Annotated in this window: 12 protein-coding genes; 9 read left to right on the top strand and 3 right to left on the bottom strand. The window is 36.7% G+C overall.

The window, feature by feature from the left end; all coding sequences use genetic code 11:
* Window position 1 precedes the first annotated feature (1 nt).
* Window positions 2-1,291: a histidinol dehydrogenase gene (hisD, locus tag MUB18_RS19490; RefSeq protein ID WP_248755940.1), complete on the bottom strand. Its 1,290-nt coding sequence runs from the start codon at window positions 1,289-1,291 to the stop codon at window positions 2-4.
* Window positions 1,292-1,325: 34 nt separating this feature from the next.
* Window positions 1,326-2,177: an ATP phosphoribosyltransferase gene (hisG, locus tag MUB18_RS19485; RefSeq protein ID WP_045754398.1), complete on the bottom strand. Its 852-nt coding sequence runs from the start codon at window positions 2,175-2,177 to the stop codon at window positions 1,326-1,328.
* A 490-nt stretch (window positions 2,178-2,667) separates the two neighbouring features.
* On the opposite strand from hisG, the gene MUB18_RS19480 reads away from it, so the two are divergent.
* From MUB18_RS19480 to MUB18_RS19470, 3 genes are all read left to right on the top strand, one after another.
* Window positions 2,668-3,957 (top strand): Gfo/Idh/MocA family protein, encoded by a 1,290-nt coding sequence (locus MUB18_RS19480; RefSeq protein ID WP_248754297.1) that lies wholly within the window; start codon window positions 2,668-2,670, stop codon window positions 3,955-3,957.
* 3 nt (window positions 3,958-3,960) lie between these two features.
* Window positions 3,961-5,037, top strand: coding sequence for a Gfo/Idh/MocA family oxidoreductase (locus MUB18_RS19475; RefSeq protein ID WP_248754296.1), 1,077 nt, complete (start codon window positions 3,961-3,963; stop codon window positions 5,035-5,037).
* Window positions 5,038-5,234: 197 nt separating this feature from the next.
* Window positions 5,235-6,485, top strand: a complete 1,251-nt coding sequence (locus MUB18_RS19470; protein WP_045754400.1) for a hypothetical protein — start codon at window positions 5,235-5,237, stop codon at window positions 6,483-6,485.
* Window positions 6,486-6,557: 72 nt separating this feature from the next.
* On the opposite strand, the gene MUB18_RS19465 is transcribed toward MUB18_RS19470, so the two are convergent.
* A complete protein-coding gene (locus tag MUB18_RS19465) occupies window positions 6,558-7,181 on the bottom strand; it encodes a 7-carboxy-7-deazaguanine synthase QueE (RefSeq protein ID WP_045754401.1) in 624 nt (207 codons plus the stop codon).
* Between the two features lie 434 nt (window positions 7,182-7,615).
* Between MUB18_RS19465 and thrS the strand changes: the two genes are divergently transcribed.
* The 6 genes from thrS (at window position 7,616) to MUB18_RS19435 (ending at window position 13,771) form a co-directional block, all read left to right on the top strand.
* Window positions 7,616-9,541 carry a threonine--tRNA ligase gene (gene thrS / locus MUB18_RS19460; protein WP_094773544.1) on the top strand — a complete coding sequence of 642 codons (1,926 nt, stop codon included), beginning with the start codon at window positions 7,616-7,618 and terminating at the stop codon, window positions 9,539-9,541.
* Window positions 9,542-9,553: 12 nt separating this feature from the next.
* Window positions 9,554-10,117, top strand: coding sequence for a translation initiation factor IF-3 (gene infC, locus MUB18_RS19455; RefSeq protein WP_021191520.1), 564 nt, complete (start codon window positions 9,554-9,556; stop codon window positions 10,115-10,117).
* 40 nt (window positions 10,118-10,157) lie between these two features.
* On the top strand, window positions 10,158-10,358 hold the full coding sequence (gene rpmI, locus MUB18_RS19450) for a 50S ribosomal protein L35 (RefSeq protein ID WP_021191519.1): 201 nt from the start codon (window positions 10,158-10,160) through the stop codon (window positions 10,356-10,358).
* A gap of 97 nt (window positions 10,359-10,455) precedes the next feature.
* The gene (gene rplT, locus MUB18_RS19445) at window positions 10,456-10,800 is read left to right on the top strand and encodes a 50S ribosomal protein L20 (RefSeq protein WP_021191518.1); all 345 of its coding nucleotides are present in this window, start codon (window positions 10,456-10,458) and stop codon (window positions 10,798-10,800) included.
* A gap of 187 nt (window positions 10,801-10,987) precedes the next feature.
* On the top strand, window positions 10,988-13,273 hold the full coding sequence (locus MUB18_RS19440) for a tetratricopeptide repeat protein (RefSeq protein WP_248754295.1): 2,286 nt from the start codon (window positions 10,988-10,990) through the stop codon (window positions 13,271-13,273).
* Between the two features lie 66 nt (window positions 13,274-13,339).
* Complete coding sequence (locus MUB18_RS19435; RefSeq protein ID WP_248754294.1) at window positions 13,340-13,771, top strand: DUF3060 domain-containing protein; 432 nt, start codon at window positions 13,340-13,342, stop codon at window positions 13,769-13,771.
* Window positions 13,772-13,994: the final 223 nt, after the last annotated feature.

Raw genomic sequence — 13,994 nt, 5'->3', positions numbered from 1 at the left:
TTTAATTTTCTCTTCGGACAGTAACCGCATTTTTATGGGCGTGAAGTCCTTCTAACTCGGCTAATATCTCTACCGTGGGGCCAATATTGACCAAACCTTCTTCACTGATATGTTGAAAAGTTATCTTTTTGACAAAGGAGTCAACCGAAACACCTGAATAAGACCTCGCATAACCTGATGTTGGTAATGTATGATTGGTTCCTGATGCATAATCTCCAGCACTTTCGGGAGTTAAGTGTCCTAAAAATACCGAACCTGCATTCAAAATAAGACGAACTAGACGTTCCCATTCATCCGTTTCCAAAATCAAATGTTCCGGAGCGTAATAGTTACTAAAGGCAAGAGCTTCTTGCATATCAGCGACTAGTACCGCGTAAGAGTTGTCGATGGCTTTACTCGCTAATTCAAAACGTGGTAAAACCGACAATTGCTGCTCTAATGCTAGATTGACAGATTGAATAATATCGATAGAAGTGGCGACCAGTACGGCTTGACTGTCTGCACCATGTTCAGCTTGAGCTAACAGATCAGCTGCAACAAAAGCAGGAGTTGCGGTTTCATCTGCAATCACTAATACCTCCGAAGGGCCAGCGGGCATATCGATGCTGACATTGGCCATCCCTTGAACGATACTTTTCGCTTTGGTTACAAATTGATTGCCTGGACCAAATATCTTATCTACTTTTGGTATGGTTTCCGTACCAAATGCCATTGCCGCTATAGCTTGCGCACCTCCTACTAAATAGATACGCTCTATTTTTAACAATTTAAGGCAGTAGGCAACAAAGCCGTTGATCTTACCACTTTTTTGAGGTGGAGAACAGACAATAATTTCTTTGCAACCTGCAATTCGTGCCGGCACACCCAGCATTAATAATGTACTTGGTAAGACCGCCGATCCACCAGGGATGTAAAGACCAACTTTTTCAATAGGGCGAATTTCCCGCCAGCATTTTACACCAGTAGTAGTTTCTACAACACGCTCACGCTTCACTTGTGAAGAATGGAATTTATGAATGTTTTGAAAGGCAATCTCTAATGCCCGTTGTTGATCACGATTGATCGTTGATGCTAATACATCAATATCATCCGCATCAAGATAAAGCTTCTCTAATTCAACTTTGTCAAATTGATAAGCATAATTAATTAAAGCTAGATCTCCATTCTGACGTACTTCTTGAATAATATCCAAAACCGTATCCTGAATGGCATGTGAAGGATCTGTATTACGCGTGGTTAACGTTTGCAGTTCAGCAGGTGTTAACTTGGCATACTCGAAAGTTTTAAGCATCATAGATTTTTTTAAAGCGAAAATCGTTCTTTTTTTACATAATAATTTTCTCGATCGGCATCACGACAATTCCTTGGGCACCAGCAGATTTTAATTTGTTGATCTTGCCCCAGAAATCATCTTCTGAGATAACCGTGTGAACAGCAACCCAACCTTCTTCAGCTAAAGGAACAATCGTTGGCGATTTTACACCATGTAACAAAGCAGTAATAGTAGGTAGATTTGTTTTCTCCACATTGAGAACAACATATTTTGTTTCCTTCGCCAATAAGACAGACTGAATCCTTTGCAAAAGCTCCAACAGTATCTCGTTGTCCTCTAATCCTGGGCGGCCAATCAGAATAGCTTCGGATTTGCGGACATCAGCAAATTGTTTAAGACCATTGTTTTTTAATGTTCCACCAGTGGATACAATATCGCAGATCGCATCACTTAGCCCCAAACCTGGAGCAATTTCAACAGAACCAGATATCATCTGAATATCTGCTTCAATGCGATATTCGTCTAAGAACTTCTTTAAGATAACAGGATAGGAGGTTGCAATTGATTTTCCGTTTAGATCTTTTAGATCTTGAATGTCGCTGTCTTTTTGAACAGCCAATTTTAACATGCATTTTCCAAAACCTAATCGTTGCAAATAATTTACTTCAGATTCGGTTTCATCAATGACATTTTCACCAACAATTCCAAGATCAGCAATGCCCTGCTCTACATATCCTGGGATATCATCATCGCGAAGAAAAAGAATTTCTAATGGAAAATTGGAAACGGTTGTTATTAAAGAACTTTTATAGTTTTCGAAGTCAAGACCACAGTTTTTAAGTAATTGAACTGATTTTTCGTTTAATCTACCCGATTTTTGGATAGCAATTTTAAGATTTTTCAAAGCTTTATAATGTTAGCTGTAAATTATTAATATATAGAAATCAAACACAAGGGAAAAAATGCTTCACGTAGAAACACACTTATTACATATCGCCGCAATGGCGATGATGCATATGAAAGTGATGTACGTGAGCAAAAATCATGTTTGTATTAATAATGAGTCAAAAATAAGACTTTGTTAATAGAAATCAAATTAAAATAGCTATTAATTGCTAAAAATAAAATAGAGATACCTCAAATATGGCATTAATGTATTCAAATCCTGTTACTGTTCTATATGATTTTAAAAAGTAGAACGATATTAGAGGGTGCTTTTTTCTATGTTACCAGTTAATTTAGCTTAACGTGCTGGTTGCAAATACGCCAGTGCACAAGATTATTACATAAGGAAGTCAATTATAATTTTATAGTCTCATATTTAATATTAATTTTAAATCTCCCAATTTGAAACAATATTGGAGATACATACAACCGAAAATAATAACTATCACATGAATTTAGAAAATCTAAATCGTCGTTCTTTTCTAAAGAAAACAAATACCATGGTCTTGGGTACTGCCTTAGCTGCTTCAAGTCTAGACTTGTACGCGAATAATGCTTCGAAGAAAATTAAAATCGGACTTGTAGGTTGCGGCGGTAGAGGAACGGGCGCAGCTTCACAGGCGTTGCGGGCAGATCCAAATGTCATCATTACGGCTGTTGCCGATATATTTCAAGATCAAATTGACCTATGTCTTGATTCTCTAAAACAAATTTCTAAAGATCAAGTGAAAGTGGATGATAGCAATATCTTTTTGGGTTTTCTAGGCTTTCAGAAATTGATGGATACCGATGTGGATGTGGTATTGCTCTGTTCTCCTCCAAATTTCAGACCTGATCATTTGGAAGAAGCAGTGAAAAGGGGCAAGCATATTTTTTGTGAAAAACCGGTGGCTGTTGATATTCCCAATCTGAAAAGAGTTTTTGAAAGTGTCAAGCTTGCAAAAGATAAAAACCTTTGTCTGGTGAGTGGTTTTTGTTTTCGCTATGCGACACCAAACCGCGAGATTTTTCAAAAGATCAAACAAGGTGATGTCGGTGCTATACAATCCATTTCTACATTTAGGTTTGGAGGAGAATTGTCGCATAAAGAGAGGCAGGCAAACTGGTCTGATCTGGAGTATCAATTGCGAAACTGGTTTTATTTTCAAAGATACTCAGGTGATTTGATCGTAGAGCAAGCGATCCATAGTGTCGATATGATGGCTTGGGCATTGGGTGATATTGTTCCTAAGACTATTATTGCGACTGGTGGAAGACAGTCTCGTGAACAGGATAAATTGGGTAATGTATTTGATCATATGTCCATCGAATTTGATTACGGTAATGGATTGAAAGGTTTTCACTCCTGTCGCCAACAGAATGGTACCGATTCAAGAAATACGGTAGAGGTGATCGGAAAGAATGGGCGTGCAAACTTAAATATTCCTTCTAATTTTGAGGTGTATGGTGATAAAGCCTGGAAATTTACGGGAAGGAATAACAACATGTACCAAACTCAGCACGATGAGCTTTTTGAAGCCATTCGCAATAAGAAAGTGATCAATGATGGGCAACATCTTGCTAACAGTACGTTACTTGCAATTTGGTCTAGAGCAGCTGCATATACTGGAAAAGCAATCACATATGAGCAGATCATGCAATCTACTGAAGTATTAGGACCTACATCTACGGAATATCATTGGAGTATGCAGGCTGATCATCGTGCGATTCCCCAACCTGGAAAAACCCCGTTTGTATAAGTTATGGAGAAATTAATTAGGATTTTAGTTGTAGGATGTGGTAATATGGGTGCTTCTCACGCACGTGCTTATCATGATCTTGCTGGATTTGAAATTGTTGGTCTGGTGTCTCGCGGAGCGAGTAAGACTGCGTTAAATAAAAAGCTAAGTTCGAGCTATCCTGAATTTGATGATTTTGAACAGGCTCTTCTAGCAACTAAGCCGGATGCTGTATGTATTTCAACCTATCCTGATACACATGAAAGCTATGCCATTAAAGCTTTTGAAGCAGGTGCTCATGTTTTTATCGAAAAACCTGTCGCAGATACGGTTTTAGGAGCGCAACAGGTGATTGACGCGGCATCAAGGTGTCGAAAAAAGCTAGTGGTAGGCTATATTTTGCGGTATCATCCGTCTTGGGAAAAATTTATTTCCATCAGTCGCACGTTGGGTACACCCTTGGTCATGCGCATGAATTTGAACCAGCAGAGTCATGGATACATGTGGAATGTACATCGTAATCTGATGGGTAGCTTAAGCCCCATCGTCGATTGTGGTGTGCATTATATCGATGTGATGTGTCAAATGACAGATGCAAAACCAATCCGTGTTTCTGCGATAGGAGCCCGGCTGACTACCGATATACCAGAAACAAACTATAATTATGGACAGCTCCAGTTGCATTTTGATGATGGTTCTGTGGGATGGTATGAAGCAGGTTGGGGACCTATGGTGAGTCAGACCGCTTTTTTTGTGAAAGATGTATTTGGACCTAGAGGGTCTGTATCTATCGTGCCTCAGGAAGCTGTGAAAGATGGCGTTTCGGACTCTGTAGAGGCTCATACCAAAACAGAATCTATTCGTGTTCATCATGCCGATATTGATGAGAATAATGAATTTTTAAAAGCGGATGAATGGATTAGGCTTGAGGATGAACCTAATCATCAGGATTTATGTAATCGCGAACAGTTGTTTTTTCAAAAAGCAATTATTGAAGATCTGGATTTAACCAAACAATCTGAAGATGCGTTAAATAGTCTGCGTATTGCATTTGCCTGTGACGAAGCTGTAAAAACAAAGAAGGTCATTGATTTATCATGAAACTGTTGTGAAAAGTAGATCAGAAAATCGTATTTAAATAGGATTGTATAAAGATGCTGGATATGATCAGTAAAATTAACTTCGCTATTTTTGTTTAAATCAACAAAAACAAACTAAATCAGTTAAATAATTTTTTATTGCAAAAGATAGGTCTTTTTGGTCTGTCTTTTGTTGTTTACGAGCTATATTTGTAAAGTATGAAAAAGTTGGTTCATGTTGTATTTCTAACTATATTATTATCCCATTCGGCAATTGCTCAGGATAAAGTGTGGCAAATGAAAGTAAGTTTTAAGGGACAGATAGCGCTAGAAGAATTAGAGAAATCAGTACCCGAATTTGCGGTCGATTTTTATGAACCTTTTATAAAGGGGGGAGCTGCTGTTAAGGAAGTAGCTATCTATGCTTCTCCATCGAAAATTAAATCTGTAGACAATCTGGGGCATATTTTAATTGCCGATCGGATTCAAAAACAAGAGTATTCTTTTACCAAAGGTGATGATTTATTGTCTCAAGATGATCTGTCAATTGATTATCCATTATTAAAAGATCCAAAAACTGTTGAGGATGCCTATCTTACTTTAGAAAACGAGGCTGAAAAGGAAACGATAAATGGTATAAGTTGTATAAAAGCAAAGTTGAAGGTTATTGATCCCAATGCCGGTGAAGTAACCTTGCTCGTCTGGTATGCTCCTGAGTTGCCAAGTTATTACTTAAGTAGTTTACCTTTCTTGATCAATATCCCGGGGGCGGTCTTGAAATTAAATGATCAGGTTCATCAAGAGTTGGGGTTTGAAGTGTCCGACTTGAAAAAACTGACCGATTTAAAGGAATTTGAGTTACCCCAAGATGTGAAAATCGTAAAACTATCTGCAACGGAGGGAAGTAATCTGGAGGATGCGAGTGTCTTTCAAGATGCTTTTGAACTGAAGGCTCCTTTAAAATGGTTTTCACAGCAGAATGTAGCGTATGGCGACGAACATTTATTTGGTGTGAAAAAAAACGATGGTACTGTTGTACAACCTGCAACTTTTTATTCTATTGATGTGCTGAATAAGAAAAGAGCAATCGTTTCGGATAGCAGTAGTCTTTTTTGGATCATCGATGATGAAGCGAAGAAAATAAATCAAGTGGGATTTGAAGTGCTGTATCCTGTCAATGATGAAAATATGGTCTATGCGATAGAAGATCAATATGGAATTATTAACGCAGCAGGAGTTTCCATTATTGGTGGTTTAAATAATATCAGCAATTTTGTAGGATCATATCTTTTATTTTCAGAAAATAATAAACAAGGACTGTTGGATTTCAATGGAAAGGTGGTGCTTAAGCCTACTTTGGATTTTATAGATACAGATGATCAGGGAAATATTCTGGTCAAGGACTTAAAGGTGAGCCCAGAAGTGCAGCAATATTCGCTAACAGATTTCCAGGCAAAGTACCTGAAATAAGTAGAAAAGTAATTCTTGTAATAAAAGAGGCGATTATTGATCGCCTTTTTTAGGATAAGAATATCGTGTTGATTAAGGGATGTTCAAATATTTATGTGTCTGTAGTGAGATATTCCATTTCGGATTATCTTTAACATGATCAATGATGAGCGGAGTCATTTCGGCATACTTAGACCATTCAGGTTGTAGGTATAGTTTACAATCGCTGTTGACTAGTTTTGAATGCTCCTCTGCCCATTCAAAATCACTTTTATTGAAAACGATGACTTTTAATTCGCCTGCAGCTTCTAAAACATCTTTTCTAGGGGCTTTGAATTTTTTTGGAGATAGACAGATCCAATCCCATTCTCCACTGAGTGGATAGGCTCCTGATGTTTCAATAAACGTTTGAATACCAGCTTTGTGCAATCCTTTTGTCAGATAGTCTAAATTATAGATTAAAGGTTCCCCTCCGGTAATGACAACGGTTTTCGCTGGATATTTTTTAGCATTTTCAATAATCTGGTCTGCAGTAGTCAATGGGTGTAAATTAGCATCCCAGCTTTCTTTGACATCACACCAATGACAACCGACATCACATCCTCCCAATCGAATAAAATATGCAGCTTTTCCTGTGTGAAATCCCTCTCCCTGAATTGTATAGAATTCTTCCATTAACGGAAGCAAAGTACCGTCTTCTGGAACTTGATGTGACATAGTAATGAATTTAAGATTGCAAAAATAATAAAAAAGATTGTGATATCGGGATTGTTTTCAATTCATTACTTTTAGATTAGATAGGTTTAGCACTTTGCCGATATTATTTTTAATGAGATTTTAGGTACCGGCTGCGATACAAAAAATCATTACATGTATCGTGTAGTTTTTCAATAGCTGAAGTTCATGTGCTAGGTTTGCGAAATAGTCAAAAGTATGACATTTGTACAGGAAAGTAGCTCATATCAAATCTTAATGGAGTATGGGTAAGACTTAAAAGTGTAATTATCGATTATTTTCAGTATATTTGATGGATAAGGAATCTATGAATAGATTTTAAGAGTTAAGCTTTGCAGATAGCGAACAACTTAGTATGTTGTTTATCTGTAAAGTATTGTTTTATAAATAATTACTAAAAATAATCATATTTGTTGATGATTAAAATTACATTACCTGATGGTTCCGTTCGTGAATATGAAAAAGGGACTTCAGCTGCTCAAGTAGCACTGTCAATTTCGGAAGGTCTAGCTAGAAATGTATTAGCGGCCGAAGTAAATGGAGAAATTTGGGATTCATCTCGCCCGATTGAAGAAGATGCTACCGTAAAATTGTTAACTTGGAATGATACGAATGGTAAATCTACCTTTTGGCATTCTTCAGCGCATTTATTAGCCGAAGCATTAGAAGATCTTTATCCAGGCATCAAGTTTGGTATTGGTCCTGCTATCGAAACCGGTTTTTATTATGATGTAGATTTTGGCGATCGTGAATTTTCATCGGATGATTTTAAACACATCGAAGATAAGATGTTGGAATTGGCAAAGCGTAAAGAAACTTTCGAACGCAAAGCCGTTTCAAAAGCTGATGCTGTTGCTTATTTTACTGAAAAAGGGGACGAGTACAAATTAGATCTTATCAAAGATCTTGAAGACGGAAAGATCACATTTTATACACAGGGCGAATTTACAGATTTGTGTCGTGGTCCGCATATTCCTAATACAGGATTTATCAAAGCAATCAAACTGACGAATGTAGCTGGTGCATACTGGAGAGGTGATGAGTCTCGTAAACAATTGACTCGTATTTATGGGGTTACATTTCCAAAAGCTTCTGAATTAACTGAATATTTAAAGTTTATCGAAGAGGCTAAGAAACGTGATCACCGTAAATTAGGTAAAGAATTGGAATTGTTTGCTTTTTCAGAAAAAGTTGGAGCTGGACTGCCATTGTGGTTACCAAAGGGAGCTGCTTTACGTCAGAAATTGCAAGATTTTTTGCAAAGAGCGCAATTGAAATCAGGATATGAGCCTGTTATGACTCCGCATATCGGTAACAAGCAATTGTATGTGACTTCTGGTCATTATGATAAGTATGGTGAGGATTCTTTCCAACCTATTAGAACTCCAGTTGAAAATGAAGAGTTTTTCTTGAAACCGATGAACTGCCCACATCACTGTGAGATCTATAAGACAAAACCGCGTTCTTACAAGGATCTTCCTGTACGTTTTGCGGAATTTGGGACTGTATATCGATACGAACAATCTGGAGAGCTACACGGCTTGACACGTGTGCGAGGGTTTACTCAAGATGATGCGCATTTGTTTTGTCGTCCTGATCAAGTAAAAGAAGAGTTTAAAAAAGTAATCGACTTGGTCCTGTATGTTTTCAGAGCCCTAGGTTTTGAAGAGTATACGGCACAAATTTCGTTGAGAGATCCTGAAAATCGTACTAAATATATTGGTACAGATGAAAACTGGGCTTTAGCTGAAAGCGCGATTATTGAAGCTGCTGCAGAAAAGGAATTGTCTACGGTTATTGAGTATGGAGAGGCAGCTTTCTATGGTCCTAAGCTAGATTTCATGGTGAAAGATGCTTTGGGTCGTAAATGGCAGTTGGGTACCATTCAAGTGGATTATAATTTGCCTGAGCGTTTTGAATTGGAATATACAGGTTCTGATAATGCAAAACATAGACCTGTGATGATTCACCGAGCACCATTTGGTTCTATGGAGCGTTTTATCGCCGTATTGATCGAACATTGCGCGGGAGAATTTCCATTATGGCTTGCCCCAGAACAATTTATCATCTTGCCTGTATCAGAAAAATATGAAGAATATGCGAAAAATCTTTTAGAATCGCTAAATAATTCCGATATTCGCGGACTGATAGACTTGCGTGATGAAAAAGTAGGTCGCAAAATCAGAGATGCAGAAGTGAAAAAACTGCCTTACATGTTGATTGTGGGCGAGAAAGAGGCTGAGAATGGCACGATTTCTGTTCGTAAACATGGTTCAGTAGACTTGGGTTCCATGACTGCTGACGAATTTAGAGAAGTATTAATTAAAGAAATAACCGTTTAAATATTTAAACATTTGGCATTAAAAAGACCAGGTGGTCCTAGACCACCAATGAGAAAGAAAGAACCAGATCACCGCATTAATGAGCTAATCCGTGTGCCTGAGGTACGTTTGGTAGGTGACAATGTGGAAACAGGAGTATATCCTACACGTAAAGCTTTAGAGCTTGCAGATGAATTGGAACTTGATTTAGTTGAGATTTCGCCAAATGCTGTTCCGCCGGTTTGTAAAATTATCGACTACAGTAAATTTGTTTACGAGCAAAAGAAGAAACAAAAAGAAATCAAAGCTAATGCAAAGCAAACTGTTATTAAGGAAATCCGTTTTGGACCTAATACCAGCGAACATGATTTTGATTTCAAATTGAAACATGCGATTAAGTTTCTTGAAAGTGGTGAGAAAGTTCGTGCTTACGTACACTTTAAGGGTCGTGCAATTGTACACAAAGAACAAGGAGAGATCTTGTTATTGCGTTTTGCACAAGCTTTAGAAGAAGTGGGTAAAGTAGAATTGCTACCTAAATTGGAAGGAAAACGTATGTTTTTAACTTTAGCACCTAAATTGGTGGCTAAAAAATAATAAAGAAATTCTAACAGATTGATATAAAATTTAAAGTATTATGCCAAAAGTAAAAACCAATTCCAGCGCTAAAAAACGTTTTAAGCTTACTGGAACAGGTAAAATCGCAAGAAAAAACGCTTTCAAAAGCCACATCTTGACAAAAAAGAGCACAAAACGTAAACGTAACTTAACAACAACAAGTTATGTATCTGATGGCGATATGGGCAACGTTAAACGTATGCTTGCTATCGGTAAATAAGTTTTATTCGATTTAATTAATAATAATTTTTTAACCGGGTACAGGGTAGTAAGTTCATTGCAAAACATGGCGCCTTTTACCAAATAATTTTAAAAATATGCCACGTTCGGTTAACGCAGTTGCTTCGAGAAGAAGACGTAAAAAAATCCTTAAATTAGCGAAAGGCTATTATGGATCACGTAGCAAAGTATATACTATTGCTAAAAATACAGTAGAAAAAGGTTTACAGTACGCTTACCGCGACCGTAAAACCAAAAAACGCGAGTTTAGAGCTTTATGGATTCAACGTATTAACGCTGGAGCTCGTCAACAAGGTTTATCTTATTCCGTGTTGATCGGTAAATTAAACGCTAAAAATATTGGTTTAAACCGTAAGGTTTTAGCTGACTTAGCTTTAAACAACCCAGATGCTTTCAAAGCAGTTATTGACGCAGTAAAATAGAGTTTTAACCCCGAGTCAATTTGTTAGATATTGGAAAGGAACCCATCTGGGTTCCTTTTTTTTATTTTAATGTTGCAAGCTATTCATTATTTTATCATTTAATAATGAGCTGTTTTACAGTTTATTTTTTTTAACTGTTTTGAAGTTTGTAATATATTTTTATTTTTATATAAAAGAGCCGTAATTTATGAAGTTTCAAGATCTAGTAAATTTGTATGAAGAAGGGAGATATGAGGATTGTTTATCTGAATTGGAAGTGTTTCTTGTATTAAACCCTCAAGATATCCCAGCATTACTACTAAAAGCAAACGTACTTAAAGAACTTGATTATCAAATTTCAGAAGAAGACAATAATGAACTTTCATTAAATGATTTTCAAGAAGTCATCACCATTTATAAAACTATTTTAGAAATTGAACCAAACCATGAAGCTGCATTATTTGGTTTATTGGAAACGACACGATTTTTCTATAAAGATTTAGACTATGACGAGTACTCGTCGTATATCGAAAGATTGAGCGTACATGAGGACGAATTGGAAAATGTATGTCGATTCAGCGCTGATCTAAATTATCTACATGAAAAATATGCTGAATCAATTCGTAATATAAATGAATTGCTCGCCATTTATGAAGTGTTATATGCCCATGATCGTATTAGTAAATGTGCTTTGCTAACGGAAAGTGTACTTTTTAAAGCCATGATACTCCGGGAGAACCTCAATCAACATCAACAGGCATTAGCCGAATTTAAAAAATATAAACACGATATTCTATCCAATAATGTTTTGCTATACTTGGATATCGGTCAACTTGCACTGGAATATCATGATTATGAAATGATTGGTTGGGCAGGGGTGAAGGCAGTTTTATATGGAAATGAAGATCCAGAAGTAGATGCTGAAATATTTAAGTATTATGAACGGGTAATGGATTTGTTAAATGGTGGATTGGAAAATAAACAATGCATCTATTTTGCGATCATGGTACAACGCAATTTTCGTGAGGAGTTGGGACTCGATCTGTCCGACCCTCTCATCGAAGCTAAGCGTTATATCGATCTTTACCCGGACTGGTTCATTCCTTATCATTTTGCTGGAACGTATATTCTTGAAGGCGGAAACTATGATGAGGCGTTGCCTTACTTAGCGAAAGCCGTAGAATTGGAAGGCTTTTCAATTACGATCCACCGGTATATCTTGACTTACTATCACGTTCATAAAGAATTACCTGAAATTTTGAACTGGCCAGAAGATGGACCTATTGATTATTTTAATTCAGGATGTGAATTTTCAGAATTTGAAAATTCAATTGGTTCTCCAGTTCTAGATATGCCTTTATTAAATTATCGCCTACAGTTTTTTAAAAGATCGTACTTAGGATTTAAGGCGTATTTTCATGAGAATAAATTTGAAGCTAATTACTTCATCAATAGCCAACTTATGTCTATGTGTTGCAATAACTATGCGTTGGCACTCAGTAGTAAACGCAAATATGATGAGGTGATTGATATCTGTAAAGAAGGTCTTACTTATAGTCGGTTTTGGGAGCTGTACAATACTTTGGCTGATGCGTATTTTGAAAAAGGTGATTACGAAGATGCCTTGATCAATTATCATGAGTTATTGGATGAAAGTTTTAAAGAGTTTGACTTACCTAATTACCTTCGTATTTCTGCGTATGTCACCAAATGTGAATTTAAATTAGGCTATATAAAAGAAGCAGAGGAAAGGTTGAAAACCATCTCTCAGGAATATGACGAACTCATTCATTCGGCAGATTATGCCGCTTATGATGAAGAGGATCTGTTTGTGACCCGCCAGGCATATATGGAAATTCAGAATGCACGCTTTGACTTAATCAATCATAGGGGAGATTCTGAAACGTTAAAGGATTGGCAAAAAGAATTAGAAAATAAACCTGACGATGCCTCAAATTGGTATATGCTCATGCAAAATTATTTTCAGTTAGAACAGTACGATCAATGTATTGCGTGTGCTAATAATTACCAAGCAACAAAACCTATACAGGAAATGGCGCTTATCGATTATCGTAAATTGCATTATCTGAGAGGTAAATCGTACTATTTGTTGGGAAACTATGCTGCTGCTTTACAGGATCTTTTAGTCGCCTATGATTCTACTAAGTCCACTTTAGTAGAAGAAGAGTCGTATGGTGATTTTCATTTGATATTGATTCATGTTGTCCGCGCATATTTTCATTTGCGAGATTGGGAAAATGTTATTCGGATCAGTCAAGAGTCACAAGAAATGTATGCTAATGAAAACTGGGAAGAGGATGATGACTGGATCGAAATGATGTTGATGTCTGCTGAAGCATCATTTGAGCTGAGTGATCAAGACACTGCAAAGCAAAAGATTCAAGCCATCCTAAAGCTTTTTCCAAAACATGAAAAAGCTTTAGAAAAGAAAAAAGCTTGGGGATCTGGATGGTTGGGCTGGTTGAAAAAATAAAAACATTATAGCCTTATTGATTGTTCTAGACACAAATATATTGTTATGATTATGATAAGAAAAAACATGATACTTGGTTTTGCTGCTATTCTATTAGCGGCCACAAGTGTAACCTACGCAGCGATCGATTCTAAACCTATTAAGCAGGTGGATCAGGTAAAAGGAAAAGAAATTGTTATAGAAGGTAAAGGTAATAAGCGTACTATTAAAGTGACTGCGAATGATGTTGTCAAAATAGAGGGGCTGGAAAATGCAGTGACCATCGAAGGTTCTTTTGCGAAATTAGAGATAGAAGGTGCAAGTAATTCTGTAAACTTAGATCAAGTTAAAAAAGTCAGCATAGAAGGTATGGGAAATAAGGTCAATGCCAACAATGTTGATATTGTACATGTAGAGGGGACTCAAAATCATGTACATTATAAATCATCAAAAAATAAGACTGGTAAAGCGGATACAAAAATAGAAGGTGTAGATAATATGGTCATGAAGATTAAGTAATCACTTTTTACCGTACAATACTATAAAGGGACTGATTAATTTAATTGGTCCTTTTTATTTGATCCGTAAGAAAAAAAAACACGCTTTAAGCGTGCGACAAATTGTTCAATACAGGTAAGTTAATCCTCTCCTGATAATAAATCATCTCCATCAAATGTAAATTCGATTGCATCTGTGTAGCTTTCTAAAGCTGTTACTTCAAAGTCTTTAATCATTTTGTTTC

Origin of the sequence: Sphingobacterium sp. PCS056 (assembly GCF_023273895.1) — a bacterium.
Lineage (GTDB): Bacteria > Bacteroidota > Bacteroidia > Sphingobacteriales > Sphingobacteriaceae > Sphingobacterium.
This window is presented reverse-complemented; position numbering and strand designations above follow the sequence as displayed.